17 protein-coding genes are annotated in these 17,005 nt (G+C 49.6%); 2 read left to right on the top strand and 15 right to left on the bottom strand.

The features are described 5' to 3' along the window. The first annotated feature begins 59 nt into the window (after positions 1-59). The gene (locus FA954_RS07210; protein WP_037996828.1) at positions 60-743 is read left to right on the top strand and encodes a Crp/Fnr family transcriptional regulator; all 684 of its coding nucleotides are present in this window, start codon (positions 60-62) and stop codon (positions 741-743) included. Positions 744-826: 83 nt separating this feature from the next. After that, a complete protein-coding gene (locus FA954_RS07205) occupies positions 827-1,147 on the top strand; it encodes a cupin domain-containing protein (RefSeq protein WP_049720180.1) in 321 nt (106 codons plus the stop codon). A gap of 115 nt (positions 1,148-1,262) precedes the next feature. On the opposite strand, the gene FA954_RS07200 is transcribed toward FA954_RS07205, so the two are convergent. From FA954_RS07200 to mutL, 15 genes are all read right to left on the bottom strand, one after another. Continuing rightward, positions 1,263-2,129, bottom strand: a complete 867-nt coding sequence (locus FA954_RS07200) for an HAD family hydrolase (protein ID WP_062843329.1) — start codon at positions 2,127-2,129, stop codon at positions 1,263-1,265. A 316-nt stretch (positions 2,130-2,445) separates the two neighbouring features. Further along, a complete protein-coding gene (locus FA954_RS07195; protein ID WP_217496816.1) occupies positions 2,446-3,777 on the bottom strand; it encodes a 6-phospho-alpha-glucosidase in 1,332 nt (443 codons plus the stop codon). 17 nt (positions 3,778-3,794) lie between these two features. Then, positions 3,795-5,396: a PTS transporter subunit EIIC gene (locus tag FA954_RS07190; protein ID WP_037996839.1), complete on the bottom strand. Its 1,602-nt coding sequence runs from the start codon at positions 5,394-5,396 to the stop codon at positions 3,795-3,797. 112 nt (positions 5,397-5,508) lie between these two features. Continuing rightward, entirely contained in the window at positions 5,509-6,273 is a 765-nt protein-coding gene (locus FA954_RS07185; protein WP_049720183.1) for a MurR/RpiR family transcriptional regulator, read from the bottom strand. Positions 6,274-6,399: 126 nt separating this feature from the next. Further along, complete coding sequence (locus FA954_RS07180; RefSeq protein ID WP_037996841.1) at positions 6,400-6,720, bottom strand: hypothetical protein; 321 nt, start codon at positions 6,718-6,720, stop codon at positions 6,400-6,402. Between the two features lie 100 nt (positions 6,721-6,820). Further along, the gene (gene glnA, locus FA954_RS07175) at positions 6,821-8,161 is read right to left on the bottom strand and encodes a type I glutamate--ammonia ligase (protein WP_037996843.1); all 1,341 of its coding nucleotides are present in this window, start codon (positions 8,159-8,161) and stop codon (positions 6,821-6,823) included. A gap of 27 nt (positions 8,162-8,188) precedes the next feature. After that, positions 8,189-8,593 (bottom strand): MerR family transcriptional regulator, encoded by a 405-nt coding sequence (locus FA954_RS07170; RefSeq protein ID WP_121874403.1) that lies wholly within the window; start codon positions 8,591-8,593, stop codon positions 8,189-8,191. Positions 8,594-8,742: 149 nt separating this feature from the next. Next, positions 8,743-9,225 (bottom strand): DUF456 domain-containing protein, encoded by a 483-nt coding sequence (locus FA954_RS07165; RefSeq protein ID WP_037996851.1) that lies wholly within the window; start codon positions 9,223-9,225, stop codon positions 8,743-8,745. Between the two features lie 16 nt (positions 9,226-9,241). Continuing rightward, the gene (locus tag FA954_RS07160; protein ID WP_037996853.1) at positions 9,242-10,522 is read right to left on the bottom strand and encodes a methionine gamma-lyase family protein; all 1,281 of its coding nucleotides are present in this window, start codon (positions 10,520-10,522) and stop codon (positions 9,242-9,244) included. Positions 10,523-10,544: 22 nt separating this feature from the next. Beyond that, positions 10,545-11,813 (bottom strand): GTPase HflX, encoded by a 1,269-nt coding sequence (gene hflX / locus FA954_RS07155; RefSeq protein WP_236533589.1) that lies wholly within the window; start codon positions 11,811-11,813, stop codon positions 10,545-10,547. Between the two features lie 11 nt (positions 11,814-11,824). Next, on the bottom strand, positions 11,825-12,817 hold the full coding sequence (gene spoVK / locus FA954_RS07150; protein WP_138614949.1) for a stage V sporulation protein K: 993 nt from the start codon (positions 12,815-12,817) through the stop codon (positions 11,825-11,827). A gap of 202 nt (positions 12,818-13,019) precedes the next feature. After that, positions 13,020-13,262 carry an RNA chaperone Hfq gene (gene hfq, locus FA954_RS07145; RefSeq protein ID WP_037996856.1) on the bottom strand — a complete coding sequence of 81 codons (243 nt, stop codon included), beginning with the start codon at positions 13,260-13,262 and terminating at the stop codon, positions 13,020-13,022. A gap of 42 nt (positions 13,263-13,304) precedes the next feature. Continuing rightward, positions 13,305-14,234, bottom strand: a complete 930-nt coding sequence (gene miaA / locus FA954_RS07140) for a tRNA (adenosine(37)-N6)-dimethylallyltransferase MiaA (protein WP_037996858.1) — start codon at positions 14,232-14,234, stop codon at positions 13,305-13,307. After that, positions 14,231-15,013, bottom strand: coding sequence for a class I SAM-dependent methyltransferase (locus tag FA954_RS07135; RefSeq protein WP_037996860.1), 783 nt, complete (start codon positions 15,011-15,013; stop codon positions 14,231-14,233). Before FA954_RS07135 ends, miaA begins: the two co-directional genes overlap by 4 nt. A 2-nt stretch (positions 15,014-15,015) precedes the next feature. Then, positions 15,016-16,986, bottom strand: a complete 1,971-nt coding sequence (gene mutL / locus FA954_RS07130; protein WP_037996862.1) for a DNA mismatch repair endonuclease MutL — start codon at positions 16,984-16,986, stop codon at positions 15,016-15,018. Positions 16,987-17,005: the final 19 nt, after the last annotated feature.

Below are 17,005 nucleotides of genomic sequence, written 5' to 3'. Positions count from 1 at the left end.
AACGCATCCCTTTGAATGAAATTAAACACCATTTATTTTCATTTCTGGAGGCGGTAACTATGAACCGCAAGGTTGAAATCTTGAAACGGGTGCCTCTCTTCCGGGACCTGAACAACCAAGAGCTGGAGAAAATCGCACAAATCACCTCCTTGAAGGAATACCCCAAACATTCCACCATTTTTATGGAAGCGCAACCAAGAACAACGGTTTACTTCATCGAGTCGGGAGTCATTAAAGTCACCAAAGTGGACAATCAAGGAAACGAACAAGTGATTTCGATCCTCCAAAAAGGCGATATGTTTCCTCACGTGGGTTTTTTTGACGACTCCCCCTACCCCGGAACAGCACAAACCATCCAAAACAGCAAACTCCTGGCGATCCCTATCCATGACTTTGACCGCCTGCTGGATGCCAATCCCCAAATCGCCAAATCCGTCATGAAAATCATGGCCGTTAAAATTTTGCAACTGCAAAGGCGCCTTCAGGAAGTCATTTCCGGCGATGTTTATCACAAAGTGGTCATGACTTTGCTGAGGCTCGTCGATGAATACGGCGTCTCCAAAGACAAAAGCATCTTCATTTCCCTGCCTTTAACCCACCAGGATTTTGCCAATATGCTGGGATTGTCGCGGGAATCCGTCAACCGGGTGTTAAACCAGTTAAAAAAGGAGAACTTGATTGATGTGAGCCGGAAAGGAATCAAAATTCTGGACTTGAAAACCCTGCAAGACAAACTCTCGTGATCTTTTTTGTGAGATATATCACATCACATGCCCCGAATCTATGCCATACTCAAATTAAGTTTTGAAAGAAGGAGGCTCCGCCTGTGTCTTTGGTTGAAATCAAAAAAGAAGGACCGATTGATAAAGGAGTCACTCGCAACAAAGTACTCGACTTTGATCAAGGAATGGCGATCAATCTGCAAATCAAAGCCGGGGAAACCGTCCCCCGCCATCATGCCAATACCGATGTGATTGTTTATGTGGCAAGCGGGGAAGTCCTCTTTGGTGTGGAAGAGAATCGGCACCATATGAAAGAAGGATCGTTGCTGCATTTGAAACCCTTTGAAAAGCATGACATTGAAGCGCTTCAGGATGCGAGCCTGCTGGTGTTTAAAATCGGCTCCAACCCCCGTTGCAGTTTATGATCATAAAAAACGGACGGCCCTTAAGCCGCCCTTTTTTATTGTCCGGAAACCGCATAAAAACAGCTCCACATACAAAAAGTTGCCGGCAGCTTTTCCTGCCGGCAACCCTCTGCGCTTACGAACCGAAAAATTCTTTTCGCAGAAAATGGTATAATCCATTCTCGTCATACGGAAGTTCTGTCACTTCATCCGCATTCTCTTTGATTTCATCCGCTGCGTTTTGCATGGCCACCGCACGGGATGCCAATGCAAACATCGAGAGGTCATTTTCGCTGTCGCCAACGACCATCAAATGGGCAGGCGCAAGTTGATATTCTTTTAACACCAAGTTCAACCCGTATGCCTTCGAAACCTGGTCAGCCATGATTTCACAATTATGCTTGGAAGAAGACAAAAGGGTAAACGGCGTGCGATTTTTCATCTGCTCCAATTCATTTCGCCATTTCCGGATATTCTCCGGTTCCATGCTGAAAAAATAAATTTTGACGATATCTTCATCCACCAAATGATCCAGCCAAACCATTTTTTCTTTTAAAGCGGCTTTCCGGGAGAGCCATTCATTTGCAAACAATGTGTCAGGCTTTTCCCGGAACACTTCCTCCATCATCCGCTCTTTCTCTTTTGCCAGAGCAAAACGGACGCCTTCTGCCGTGTGAACTTCATAATAGATGTTCTTTTGTCCGGCTTGAAAAACGGCTTCTCTCACGACGGACGGATCCAAAGTGCGGCGGGAAATGATCCGGTCCCCGATATAAGTCACCGCCCCGTTGGCTGTCACCACCCCGTCGATTTCCAGATGTTCCGGAAGAACCCGCCGGACTTCGGGAAAGGTCCGTCCGGTCGCGACAAAAATCCGGATCCCCTTTTGCTTGAGTTGTCTGAACAGATCAACCAATTCCGGCTCCACCTGACTGTTTACATTTAACATCGTCCCGTCCATGTCCAGTGCAATCGCTTTGATCTCTGCCCGGTTTCTTTCCATGGCCCTCCCCTTTCTCATTCCTGTTTGTACATACATGCTATCATACACATCCCCGGCGGTTTCCTCAACTCCGCCTCTTCATCCCCGGCACCTTCCCCCGCTTGTCATCAATCATTCTGTTTGAATTTCGTTTGTGTTGCAAACTTATTTGCAATGTCAAGAAAGTTGAAACGCATTATGAGAACGGACGTTGCCGCTTCGGCTGCTTCCGTCCGTTCTCTCTTTGAAAATCGCCATCCCTTTCGCATCAGCGTTTGTTTCAAAACAAAAAACATCCAAGCCTTTTCAGGCTTGGATCCAAAATCCGGGCCAAACGTCATTTTAATTCCGGCCAGTATCCCCGGTTGACCTCAATCAGGTCATCCAGCACTTTTTTCGCCACTTTGGCACTGGGGACGGTTTTGGACAGGGTCAAAGCCTGCCACAATTTTTGGTAACTGCCTTCGATGTAGGCTTGCACCACCATTTTTTCCACGGTAACTTGTTGAAGCATCAAAGCTCTTTGGAATTCGGGAATTTTTCCCTGGCTGAGCGGTTCCGGGCCGTCGGAGCCGACAATGCACGGGACCTCAACCATGGCATCATCATCAAAGTTGGCAATGGCACCGTTATTTTCGACAATCATAATCATCCGCTCATGGGTGTTAAATGCAATGGCCCGGGCCAGATCGACGATGAAGGTTGCATGGCTGCCGATGGCAAATTCACTTCCTGCCGCCGTCCCTTTTTCAATGATTTCTCTGGCGGTGGAAAAGACTTTCTTCTCCCTCCCGTCCATCACTTCATTGGCCCGCGTGTATTTGGGGTTGGAACTTTCAACCACTTCATCGGGATAGAAATAATATTTTAAATACGTGTTGGGCAAAAACCGCGGGTCGACCGCCAACAAATCTTTCGCTTTTTTATGCGTTTCCTGCCAGCTGGGATCCATGTGCTGGGTATCGACTTCGATCTGGGTCAAATACCCGTTTTCTTTCACATATTCGCGGATTTGCGGCAGGTATTCATTGCCTTCCTTGTCTTTGACGCTGGTCCACCAACCGAAGTGATTCAACCCGAAATAACGAACATCCAACTCTTTCGGCGTTTTGCCGATAATCTGGGACATTCTCCGGAGGGTTCCCACCGGCATGTCGCAAATGTTCAGCACTTTGGCATTCGGGCGGAGAATCCGGCAGGCTTCGGCCACGATGGCGGCCGGATTGGAGTAGTTTAACATCCACGCATCCGGGGAGTATTTTTCCATCCAATCGATTAATTCAATCATCGGTCCGATGCTGCGCATGCCATAAGCAATGCCTCCGGGGCCGCACGTTTCCTGGCCGACCACCCCGTGTTTGAGCGGAATTTTTTCATCCAGCTCGCGCATTTCATATTTCCCGACCCGGATGTGGGCAAAACAGAAATCGATGTCCGTGAATGCTTCTTCCGGATCGGTGGTGTAAGTGTACTCGATCTCCGGCGCACGTTCGTTCAACACGATTTTCAAGGCTTCCCCGATCATGTGTTGCCGCTTTTCGTCGTTATCGTATAATTTCAATTTCCGGATTGGAAACGTTTCCAAATGATCCAACAGCATCATGACGATTCCCGGTGTATAAGTGCTTCCTCCGCCTGCAATCACAATGGAAAACTTTTTCATCACCATCTCTTCCTTTCTGTGAGTCATTCTTGACCGGCGCGTCCCAAATACCGGTCCACGGCTTTCCGGATGTTTGTCACCTGCAATCCGTAAACCACCTGCACGTTTTGGTCGCGAATAATCACTCCGCTGGCACCGGTTTCATTTTTCAAAACCGTTTCATCCACCTTTTCCGGATGAACCAATGTCAGCCGGAGACGTGTGTAACAATTGGTCACCGCTTGGATGTTTTCCGCCCCGCCGAGCGCGCGGACAATGACACCGGCCACATCGGATGTTTCCTTTGAAGCTTGTCCTACGGTTTGGGTTTGTTTCTTTTTCTCCTGGTAATCTTTTTTGGAATAGAGCCGGACTTCTTGTCCTTTTTCTTCCCGGCCGATCGTTTGAAAATTGAATTTGACGATCAGGAAACGGAAAACCACGTAATAAATGACAAAGAACATCAGTCCAACCAACACATACATTGGCCAACTGGTTTTCTGGATACCCAGCGGAAGATTGTAAAGCAAAAAGTCAATCATCCCGTTGGGCCCGATGGCGCGCACATCCAGCAGGTTGAGAACCACCATGCTGAGCCCGCTGAATACGGCATGCACCGCAAACAACAACGGCGCGACAAACATAAAGGAAAATTCGATGGGTTCGGTCACCCCGGCAATGAAGGAAGTAAACGCCGCCGGAAGCAACACCGCTTTGGCCTTGGCTTTGTTTTCAGGTTTGGCCGTGTGGTACATCGCCAGGCACGCCCCGATCAACCCAAACATCTTGGAAATGCCCCGCGCATCCCAGATCACGCTCTCCGAAAGCCGGGTAACCCCCGGATTGGCGATCTCCGCATAATAAATGTTCCGGGCTCCTTCGTAAATTTGTCCGCCGACTTCGGCCACTCCCCCCAGTGAAGTGTACAAAAACGGGGTATATACCAGGTGATGCAATCCGGTCGGGATGAGCAAGCGTTCCAATGCCCCGTACAAAAAGATCCCAAAACTCCCGCTCCGTTGAATCAGCGTCCCCAAGCTGTTGATCCCGCTTTGGAAAAAAGGCCAGATGTACATCAAGACCCCGGCCAGCAACACCACCGCCGGAATCAGGAGGATAAAGACGAAACGGGATCCGCCGTAAATTTGAAAAGCGCCTTTGAATTCCGTATCGATCCACCGGTTATGAATAAAAGCGGTTACAATTCCGAGAATGATTCCCAAAAAAACGCCCATATCCAGAATTTGCACGCCCAAAACCAGGGTTTGCCCCGTTCCTTGCAGCGATTCCGCCTCCACCAACAATCCGCTCAATTCCATAAACTTATTCATCGCGTGAACAAAGACCAAATAACCCAGCAAGGCGGTGAATCCTGCGACCGGCTTTTCTTTCCGGGCCAGGCCGACCGTGATTCCCACACAGAAAATAAGCCCCAGATTGCCCAGAATGGAAACCAGGGATCCGGCCAATATGGAGCCAAATCCGGTTGTCACCGGGTTATTCATCAAAGGAACGGTTTCCAAGAGTTTGGGATTGGTCAACAAATTTCCAAGTGCGATCAATATCCCCGCAATCGGCAAAATCAAGACGGGGATAAACATCGCTTTGGAAAACCGTTGCATGGCTTCCATCAGCTTTGCCTTCATGGTGACACCTCCAGTTCAGTGGTTCGGACTTGTCTCCAGTTTATAGCGAAAGCGCTTTCTTGTATATGTTTTGACAAACGAAAAAAACGTGTTTCACAAGTTGAAACACGTTTCATCCGCCTTTGGGTGACATCCGGTCGAAATACTCTTTGAAAATCAGTTCAAACAGCATCAGCAACCGGGGAAAAAAGATGTTTGGCAACATATTCCGGTCATCCAGCTCATAATTATCCACGATTTTAAAATTGAGATCCGAAAGTTCGGCTGCCCGGTTCTCCGTTTCTTTGGTGAACGACACGGTAAAGATTTGATGTTCTCTGGCCGCCTGCAGTTTATCAATCACCAGCTGGGTTTCGCCGGATTTGGAAATCGCCACCAACGCCCCGATGTCTTCCAAATTGTTTTCAAACACCCCGACGGAGTCCGTCCCGCTGGCAATAATCGTCTTCTTTCCCAACACCAACAGCTTTTTATACAAATATTCCGCCGCGATCGCAGAAAATCCGGTGGCATAAATAAAAATCAATTTTTTCCGCAAATGAAGCACCCGATCGATAAACCGTTCAATATCGTCCATGGTGTTGAACTGAAAAAAATCTTGCGGACGGATTTCCGGAAATTCTTTCATTCTCCCGCCCGGCCGGACTTCCATCTTTTTCACTTGCGGCAGAAGCTGGTAATACATATCGACAAACCCGGTATAACCCAACTTTTTGGCCAAACGGATGACTGTGGCGGGCGAAGTGTAATTGGCTTTGGCCACCTTGCGGACGCCCATTTGCAAGACGGTGTCGATATGTTCAATGATGTATTGCAAAATTTGTTTATCCAATTCCGTCAGATTTTTTCCATGAAACATTTTGCGAAGATCGATCAAGGGCTTTCAGCTCGCTTCATTCCAATTTTTTTCATTATAGCACAATCTTATGCCCCGCCGCTTGGCAAGGAGCCGACAAAAAAAGCACCTGCCCGCGGGTGGAACAGGTGCCGGAAAACGAAAAAATCACCACCAAGGGGAACATTGGGTTTCCAACTGATAATCCTCATCGTAAACACAAACTCTGAACGCCCTGTCCAAACTGTTGGAAGCCGGATAGGCCCATGTGAAATTTCCGGCACCGCTGGCTGTGCGAAGCGCGCCGTTTCCGACGGTGTACACCGTGGACCGGTTGGCAGTGCAATTGGCATCTTCCAGCCAAGCCCCTTGAAACGTACAAGCCAGGGCTCCCGCCTGATTTCCAGATGCTTTTGCCGTCACCGGTGCCCCTGCCAGACACAACGTAAAAGCCAACGACAAGAACAGAAGATTTTTGATTTTGTTCACCGTTTCTCTCCCTTCATTTCCGGATACATCCCCGATATACTATTCCGAAAATGAAGAAAAAAATGTTGTTATGCCCCCGGGTTCCACCGGGGGCTTTCGGTCAATACAAATGCATATATTGTTCGCGTTCCCAAGGATGGACATTGGTCCGGAACATATCCCATTCAATTTCCTTGGCTTCCAAAAAGTGCGAAAGCGCGTGTTCACCCAATGCTTCCACCATGACCGGATTACTTTGCAATTCAATCAAGGCTTCTTTCAAGCTGGACGGCAGATCTTCGATGCCGGCTTCACGCCGTTCTTGTTCATCCATGACATAAATGTTCCGGTCCGTTTGTTCCGGAAGCGGGAGCTGATTTTTGATTCCGTCCAATCCGGCTTTTAACATCACCGCCAAAGCCAGGTAAGGATTGGCCGCAGGGTCGGGGGAACGAACCTCAATACGTGTGCTCAACCCGCGGGAAGAAGGAATCCGCACCAAGGGACTGCGGTTTTTCGGCGACCATGCGACGTAACAAGGCGCTTCATAACCCGGAACCAGCCGTTTGTAAGAGTTGACAATCGGGTTGGTGATCGCTGTAAATGCACGGGCATGCTTTAAAATCCCCGCCAGGAAATGCCGGGCGGTTTCACTCAGGCCCAATTCATCGGAAGGATCATAAAAAACATTCTCCTTGCCGCGGAACAGCGACATATGGCAGTGCATACCGGAACCGCTGACACCATAAAGCGGCTTGGGCATAAAGGTCGCATGCAATCCATAGCGGCGTGCCACGTTTTTGACCACCAGCTTAAATGATTGGATATGATCGGCCGTTGTCACCGCATCCGCATATTTGAAGTCGATTTCATGCTGCCCGGGTGCCACTTCATGGTGGGAAGCTTCAACCTCAAAGCCCATTTTGTCCAGCGTCAACACGATATCGCGACGGCAGTTTTCCCCGAGATCCACCGGAGCCAAATCAAAGTATCCGCCTTTGTCATTTAAATTGAGTGTGGGCTCTCCGTTTTCATCGGTTTTGAACAGGAAAAATTCCGGTTCGGTTCCCACGTTGAAAGAGGTGAATCCCATTTCTTCGGCTTCTTTGAGAACACGTTTTAAGATGCCACGGGGATCCCCTTCAAAAGGCGTTCCGTCGGGATTGTAGATATCACACATAATCCCGGCCACTTTGCTGCCGTTCACGTCATTTCCCCACGGGTAAATCACGAATGAATCCAAATCCGGATAAAGCAGCATATCCGACTCCTCGATTCGCACAAACCCTTCAATGGAGGAACCGTCAAACATCATTTTGTTGTCCAATGCTTTTTCCAATTGGCTCCGTGGAATTTCCACATTTTTAATGGTTCCCTGCAAGTCGGTAAAAATCAGACGGATGTAAGCGACATTTTCCTTCTCCACAATTCGCATAATGTCTTCTTTGGTATGCTTCGCCACAGTTCGTTCTCCCTTCTGAAAAATTGTTCAGTGTCGGAAAAAACGGCTCAACTCCCCGTAATTAAGCGGAAGCCGCCCGGGACGCCCGGGTTGGATGATCTGTCTTTTCAAGAGGCGTCTCAATTCTTTTTCCGACAGCTCTTTTCTTGCCTTACGCTCTTCTTTCTCCGCTTCCTGAACCCGTTCAGACTGACTGAAGAGTTCCCGGATTCCCGCGATGTTGACCCCTTTTTCCAGATAGGACTTGATTTTCAGCAACCGATCAACATCATTGAAAGAAAACAATCGTTGGTTCCCTTTGGTTCTCTGGGGACGGATCAAGCCTTGTTGTTCGTAATAACGGATTTGTCTCGGACTCAGCTCCGTCAGTTTCGTCACGATCCCCATCGAAAAAAGCGGCATGTTCCGTCTTTTTTCATCACGAAAATCCATGGGAAACGCTCCCTTCATTTTCGGGATTGTTACCTCATAATCCTATTTTATTCATGTCAGCTTTTTTAGTCAATACATGTCAGGTTTTCTGACATCATTTCAGGCGGGTATAAAAAAATCGTTCTCCCCGGAGGAAGAACGATTTTTCATCAAAACAACACCAACACCAAAAACCAGATAATCAATCCGGTCATGACAATCAATTTCATCAAAATCCCGCCCAAAAAACCGACCAAGGTCCCATAGGCGATATAAAGTGCTTTGGAAAAAGATTTTTTAAGCAGCAATTCGAGTACAAACACACACAAAAAAGGTCCGACAATCACGCCGACCGGCCCCATGATAAACGGGAAAAGAACGACCCCCACAATCGCGGCGGTGACGGAAGCCGCGTTGCCGCCGTATTTTTTCACCGCCACACTGCTGGAAAAATAATCAACCAGAATCAGCAAGATGGCAAGGATCAACGTGGTAATCCAAAACCCGAACCCCAACGGTTCGGAATCGATCAAAAAGTGATAAACCGCAAACCCTGCAATCATCAGCGGGGCATCCGGCAAAGCGGGAGCAACCAGGCCGACATAAGCAAGAATAAAGAGCAAAATAATAATTGCCCACCAAAGCATGTCCATATAACAAGCTCTCCCTTCACACCTGCAATTTCCCATGCATCTGTCCGGTTTCCAACATGAAATCCATGGCTTTTGCCATACCGATCTTCACATGCGAATAGGTGAGGCCTCCCTGCATGTAAGCAATGTACGGTGCACGGAGGGGCCCGTCCGCCGACAACTCGATGCTGGCGCCTTGCACAAACGTTCCGGCCGCCATGACCACTTCGTCCTCATAGCCCGGCATCAGGGAAGGCACCGGCAAAATATGCGCATCAACGGGCGAAGCCGATTGAATCCCCTGGCAAAAAGCCACCAGCAACTCCGGCGTTCCCAGATACACTTGCTGAATGATATCCGTGCGCGGCTCTTCCCATCCCGGTGTGGTTTGAAAACCGGCTTCCTCCAGAAATGCCGCGGCAAAAACAGCTCCTTTCAATGCTTCGGCAACCACGTGTGGAGCCAAAAACAATCCTTGATAATAATCGTGCATATAGCCGTGGGTTGCTCCCCCTTCGATCCCGATGCCGGGAGCCACCAGCCGGGATCCGGCTCTTTCCACCCATTTTTCCGCTCCGGCGATGTATCCCCCGGACTTCGCAATCCCTCCGCCCGGATTTTTGATTAAAGACCCGGCAACAAGATCCGCTCCGACTGCAGTCGGTTCTTTGGACTCGACAAACTCCCCGTAACAATTGTCCACAAAAACAACCGCCTGCGGACAGATTTCCCGGATTTTCCGGATCATCGTTTCAATCTCCCGGATGGAAAAAGACGGACGGTCGGCATAACCCCGGGACCGCTGGATGGCAACCATCCTGGTTTTCGGGCCGACCGCTTGACGAAAGGCGGCCCAATCAATCCGGTTTCCTTCCGCAAGCGGGATCTCCCGGTATTCAATGCCGTAATCCCTGAGTGAACCGGAACCGTCTTTGCATGAACCGATCACCTGATGCAACGTGTCATAAGGACGGCCCGTCAAATAGATCAGCTCATCCCCCGGACGCAACACCCCGTACAAACAAGCGGCAATGGCATGGGTGCCGGAAATGATGTTTGGACGGACCAAAGCTTTTTCTGCGCCGAAAACCCGGGCAAATACCGCTTCGAACGTTTCTCTGCCCAGATCATCATACCCATAACCGGTTGAAGAATGAAGGTGAATTTCACTTACTTTCATTTCCCGAAAGGCTTCCAGCACCTTCCACTGCATGAAATCGGCATTTTGACCGATCTTTTTAAGCACCGGTTCAATCTTTTTCTCTGCAGTTTGGACTTTTTCTTCAATCCATGCTCCATGTTTCAAAGTTTCAAACACAGTCATCATTCCTGTTACTCGTTTATTGGATTTGAATCCGGCTTTTCAACTCCCCGGGCAACTGTTCAAAATCAGCGGGAGAAAGACGAAACTTTATGACCATCATCAAATCATCCGTATTTGATTCTATCATTTCCGCTTTATGATGCAACAGAGAAATCCAGTCACCCCTCATGACCGGGATTTCCACCTGACCGATGATCATCTCTTGTTGCAATGCCTGCTCCACACGTGCTTTCAACCGGTCCAGATCTTGTTCGTTGAACGCAGAGATCATAAGGTGTTCCGGATCCCATCCTTCGGGCAGTTCCCGCTCCAGCCGGTCCGCTTTGTTCCAGACCATTAAAACCGGAATGTCCGCCGCATTCAGATCAGCCAACACCTGCTCCACGGCCTCCACCTGCTCTTCTGCTTCCGGGTGGGAAGCATCCACCACATGCAACAACAAGTCCGCTTCTTTCACCTGTTCCAACGTCGAGCGGAAAGCGGCGATCAAATGGTGCGGCAGTTGCCGGATAAAACCGACGGTATCGGTAAGGATCACTTCCTTGCCAGAGGGAAGCACAAGCTGGCGGGATGTCGGATCCAATGTGGCAAACAACCGGTTTTCGGACAGCACGCCCGCACCCGTCAGTTGATTTAACAATGTCGATTTTCCGGCATTGGTGTATCCCACCAACGCCACCTGCGGGATGCCGTTCTTTTTCCGGCGTTCCTGATGCAACCGGCGGTGTTTTTTAATTTCCTCAAGCTGTTTGGTCAGAACACTGATTTGGCGGCGGATGTGACGGCGATCCGTTTCCAGTTTCTTTTCACCGGGACCGCGGGTTCCAATGCCGCCGCCCAGACGGGACATTTCTTTCCCTTTTCCGGCCAGGCGGGGCAGCAAATATTTCAACTGCGCCAGTTCCACTTGGATTTTTCCTTCTTTGGTCCGGGCCCGCTGCGCAAAAATATCCAAAATTAATTGCGTGCGGTCAATCACTTTGCAAGGCATCAACCCCTCCAGGTTTCGAAGCTGCGCAGGGGAAAGCTCCTGGTCAAAGATAACCAGGTCCGCTTCGTTTTCTTCCACCATACGGGCGATTTCTTCTGCTTTTCCCCGCCCGATATACCAAGCCGGGTCAATCCGGTCCCTGAATTGAAGCACCTGGCTGACGGGAACCGCTTGCGCCGTTTCCGCCAGACTCTTTAACTCTTCCAAGGTGGAGCGCAAGGACCATTCCTGTTTTTTCGTGCCGCACCCCACCAAAATCGCTTTCTCTTTTCCTTCCAACTCCTGAATACGCACTCAACCCTTTCTTATCCCAAATACTGATAAGGCATTTTTTCATTATACCATGAACCGTTTTTCATATCGTCAAACCGCAAATCCTCACTTCTTAACGTCATTAATTCCTCTCTGGTCACATGCGATTTTTTCATCAGGCGCACCGCTTGATTCCGGATCGATTTTTCAATTAAATTGCGGACGTACCGGGCATTTCCAAAACCGGCCTTGGCAACGTGGAGTTGTTTTTGCAAGTGGTTTCGCAATTTATCTTTGGCCGGCCGGGATAAGAAATACTCCCGCTCTTGAAGCATCTGCCCGGCTATCTTCATCAATTCATCCAATTTGAAATCCGGAAAATGAAGATGAATCGGAAAGCGGGAAGGAAGGCCGGGATTCAAACGCAAAAATGCGTCCATTTCATTGGGATACCCCGCCAAAATTAATATGAAGTCATTTTTATAGTCTTCCATTGATTTGACCATTGTATCAACGGCTTCTTTGCCGAAATCTTTTTCCCCGCCCCGCGCGAGCGAATAAGCTTCGTCAATAAACAAAACACCGCCCAACGCCCTTCGCACATGTTCTCTTGTTTTTTGCGCCGTATGGCCGATATACTCGCCCACCAGATCCGCCCGTTCCACTTCGATCAAATGCCCTTTGGACAGCACGCCCATTTCCTTTAATAACCGGCCTAAAATCCGTGCAACCGTGGTTTTCCCCGTCCCCGGACTCCCGGAAAAAATCATGTGCAACACTTGTTGTTCGGCGCTTAAACCGGCCGCTCTCCTCTGTTTCCCGATTTCCAGCCATGCATAAATCTCTTTGATGAACTCCTTGATCTTATCCATCCCCACCAGCCGGTCCAATTGTTCAAAACACTCCTGCAAAGGCCCCGGTTCACCGCCCGGACAAGCCGGTTTCAACGGCTCCACCCGCGACGAAAGCGCGGGTTTTCTTTCCGGATGGTCAAAAACAACATGAATCTGATGCTTGGCGTTTACTGTCATCACCCTTCTGCTCATCGTTTCACCTCTTCGTCCTTATTCGCTGATCCCAGTATACGCATCCGCCCATTTTTTGGTGAAAAATCAGTTGAATACGGCATTTTCAGGGTTTGATGGTGACAAGAGCCGTCCGGCCCCTTTACGGACTCTGTCAAACCTGCGGCAATAAAAAAAGCTGCCGGCCGGTTTGGTCAGCAGCAAAACAAGTCAAACGAACAACTCAGCTTTCTCTTTCTTCACTGGCGGGCATCAAAGAAACGGGACGTGCAGGGGTGAACGTGGAGATCGCATGCTTATATACCATTTGTTGCTTGCCGTCACTGTCAATCACAATGGTGAAATTGTCAAAGCCGCGGATCACGCCGCGCAATTGAAACCCGTTCACCAAATAAATGGTCACTGGTACTGATTCTTTACGGATTTGGTTGAGGAATGTATCTTGAATATTGATTGTTTGTTTCAAAACCCGTACCTCCTATGTATTTACATTTAACGTTATTGTACTTTATTCTCTGGCCAAAGGAAACTTTCCTGCCACCAGTTCTTCAATTTCTCGAAAAGATTGGGAATTTGTCACATCAAACCAATGAATTTCTTTTAAACGCCGAAACCAGGAGAGCTGTCGTTTCGCGTATTTTCGCGATCCGCGCTTGATGAGATGAATCGCTTCATCCAAAGTGATTTCGTTTTTCAAATAACTTACAATCTCTTTATACCCGATTGCCTGCATGGAAGTCAAATGAAGCCCGTATCCTTGCTCCCACAGTTTTTTCACTTCATCCACCAGGCCTTTTTGGATCATCTCGTCCACCCGCCGATTGATCCGCTCGTACAATTGTTCCCGCGGCATCGTCAGCCCGATCCACAACACGTCATAAGGCGAAGTTCCTTTTCCTTTCAGCTCGGAAAACGGCTTTCCAGTAACATGATAAACTTCCAAAGCCCGAATCATACGTCTGAGATCATTGGGATGCAATTTTTTGGCCTGGACCGGGTCCACTTCTTCCAACCGCCGGTGCAACGCTTCGTTGCCTTCCCGCCGGGCAAACGCATGCAATTCTTCGCGCAGCTTTGGATCCTCTTTGACATGGGGCATCAGATAATCATGGACCACCGCTTCGATGTACAAACCGGTTCCCCCCACCAGCATGGGCAGATGCCCGCGCCGGTTGATCTCGCTGATTTTTTCCCGTGCCAGCTGTTGATATTCCTGAACCGAGAAATTTTGATCCGGCGGGAGAATGTCAATGAGATGATGGGGAACCCCCTCCATCTCCTCCGGCATGATTTTGGCTGTCCCGATGTCCATCCCCCGGTAAACCTGCATGGAATCGCCGGAAATAATTTCGCCATGAACCCGTTTGGCCAACCGTACGCTCAAACCGGTTTTTCCGACCGCCGTCGGTCCGACAATGACAACAAGCTTTTCCTTCACCGGTGACCTCCTTTCCGGATCACACCCCAGGCGTAATTGGATGAAGCTTTAACAATCGTAAAGCCCAGCCGTTCAAACTCCCCGCTTTTCGGCCGCTCTTTTAACAAAACAACCCTCCTGGCCACCCGCACGGCTTCTTGCACCGACTCCGGATCCAAGGGTTCCGGGTTGGCCAGGGGTTTTAACATTTGCATGGCTGACGACTGTTTCACCGTTTCCCGGAACATCGGGTCAAACATCACCACATCAAAGGATTGATCCTCCAATTGTTTTAAGTAGGTCTGATAGCGGGCCTGAACAATTTCAACCCTCCGCATCGCTTCATTCAACGCTTTGCGCCCGGTCCGGTATGTTTGAAGGCCGTGTCCGGCGATCGCCGCGATGACCGGCTCACTCTCCAGCGCCACAACCCGGCCTTTTTCCCCGACCACATAACTGGCCACGATGGAATCCGCCCCCATCCCCAAGGTACAATCCAGGACAAAATCCCCTTCTTTCAATCCGGCCACCGAAACCATGCTGTCCGGCTGCCCGGAAGCCAAATGTTTGATGCGAAGGGCCGACATGTTGGGATGAAAAAAGAAGGAATGGCCTTTTTTGTCTTCATAGCGCCATCCCTCTTTGCTGACAATGACCACCTGATCCGATGCCGTCTGCTCGAAAAGCGCTTGAAGAGACCGGCGCCCGCGCCGGACGAACGGCACCTTCCATGCACGGGCCAATTCTTTTGCTTCGTTTGTTTCCTGGTCTCCCGGGTGAAAAGATGTTGTGACAAACAAAATTACATCACCCTTTTAAACATTTTTTCCAATTCATAAGTTGAAAAATGAACAAAAATGGGCCGTCCGTGCGGACAAGTAAACGGATTTTCACAACGGCTCAACTGGTTTAACAATTCTTCCATCTCCTCTTTCAGCAAATAGCGGTTGGCTTTGATCGCCGCTTTGCATGACATCATTTTGGCAGTTGCATCCCTCAGTTGAGCAGTCTCCACTTTCCCGTTTTCTTTCAGCCAGTCAATGATCTCGTGAATCAATTGCTGGGGATCTTCTTTCGGAAACCACGCGGGGTAAGCGCGGATCACAAACGTGGTTCCGCCAAAAGGCTCCATTTCCAGGCCCCACTGATTCAGATAATCCAAATGCATGTTTAATATTTCGGCTTCGGCCGGCGTGCACTCGATCGTCATGGGAATCAAAAGGGAATACTGGTGATGATTTGCTTCCCCCAACTTTTTGGAATAAATCTCGTAATAAATGCGCTCATGTGCCGCATGCTGATCCAACAAAAAAAATCCGTCTTCCGATTGCGCCACGATATAAGTGCCGTGGACCTGTGCCAACGGAGTCATGAACGGCAATCGGTCTTCCCCGTTTGCTTCCGCTTCCGGCTCTTCCGCCGCTGCTTCTTCTGAAACCGGCGGAGCGGAAAGGGTCGCCTTTTCTTCTCCCCGGGGCGTATTCTGTTCCGACCATGCGCTCAAGGCGGATTGATATTTTGAATCTTTGGGCTCCGGTTTGCTTTGGGACGGGGAAGGATCCGGAAAGACCGGTGCCGGATCCGTTTCCTTCTCTTCCTCTTTCTTGACCGGCTCCTCTTTCTTGACCAGCGACATCGGGCTTTCGCGCAGTTTCCATGACGGATCGGGACGGTCGGACGGATATGGATTCACGGCAGGTCTTTTCGCTTGGTTCCACTGGAAAGTTTCCTGCTTATACTCCGGTTTTTTCACCGCTGATTCCGCTTTGGGTGTCGCAACCAACCGCTCTTTTTGCAAGGCTTGCCGCACCGTTTCTTCAACCAGCCGGCAACATTCTTTTTCCTTGCTGAGCCTTGCTTCCAACTTGGAAGGGTGAACATTGACATCCAACAATTGCGCATCCATCTCCAAATGCAAAACCCCGACCGGGAACCTTCCCGTCGGCAACAAGGTGCCGTAAGCACGCAAAATGGCTTGGGTGATCGGCAGGGAACGCACATAGCGCCCGTTTAAGATGATGGTCAAATAAGACCGGTTGGAGCGGGTGATTTCCGGTTTGGTGATCCATCCGTAAACCCGGAAGTCCATGTCGCTTCCTTCGATCGAAACCGCCTGTCCGGCCACCTGTTTCCCGTAGATGGAAAGGAGTACATGCTTCAAGTTCCCGTCTCCCGCGGTCTGAAACAACTTCCTCCGGTTATGGGTCAGGGAGAAAGAAATTTCCGGATGGGCAAAGGCCAACCTTCCCAAAACATCGGCAACATGGCTGACTTCGGTATTGACTGTTTTCAAATATTTTAAACGGGCGGGCGTGTTATAAAACAAATCCCGGACCATCACATCGGTTCCCTTGGAACGGGAAGTTTCCTCCACCGCTTCGATGTCGCCTCCGGCGATTTTCACTTTGGTCGCAAGCTGTGAAGGGTCCTTCGTGGTCACCAATTCCACTCTGGCAACCGAAGCAATGCTCGGCAAAGCTTCTCCCCGAAAGCCGAGTGTCCGGATGGAATACAGATCCCGTTCCCGCTTGATTTTGCTGGTGGCATGGCGGGAAAAGGCCAACACGGCATCTTCCCGGTCCATGCCAGAACCATTATCCGACACCTGAATAAAAGAAATCCCGCCTTCTTCTATCATGACCTGCACCCGGGTGGCGCCGGCATCGATGGAGTTTTCCACCAACTCTTTGACAACCGACGCCGGCCGTTCCACCACTTCTCCCGCGGCAATTTGGTTCGTCAAATGTTCATCCAGCACTTGAATGTTGCCCATGATCCACTCCCCTCCTTTT

Origin of the sequence: Thermoactinomyces vulgaris (assembly GCF_005886755.1) — a bacterium.
GTDB classification, from domain to species: domain Bacteria; phylum Bacillota; class Bacilli; order Thermoactinomycetales; family Thermoactinomycetaceae; genus Thermoactinomyces; species Thermoactinomyces vulgaris.
This window is presented reverse-complemented; position numbering and strand designations above follow the sequence as displayed.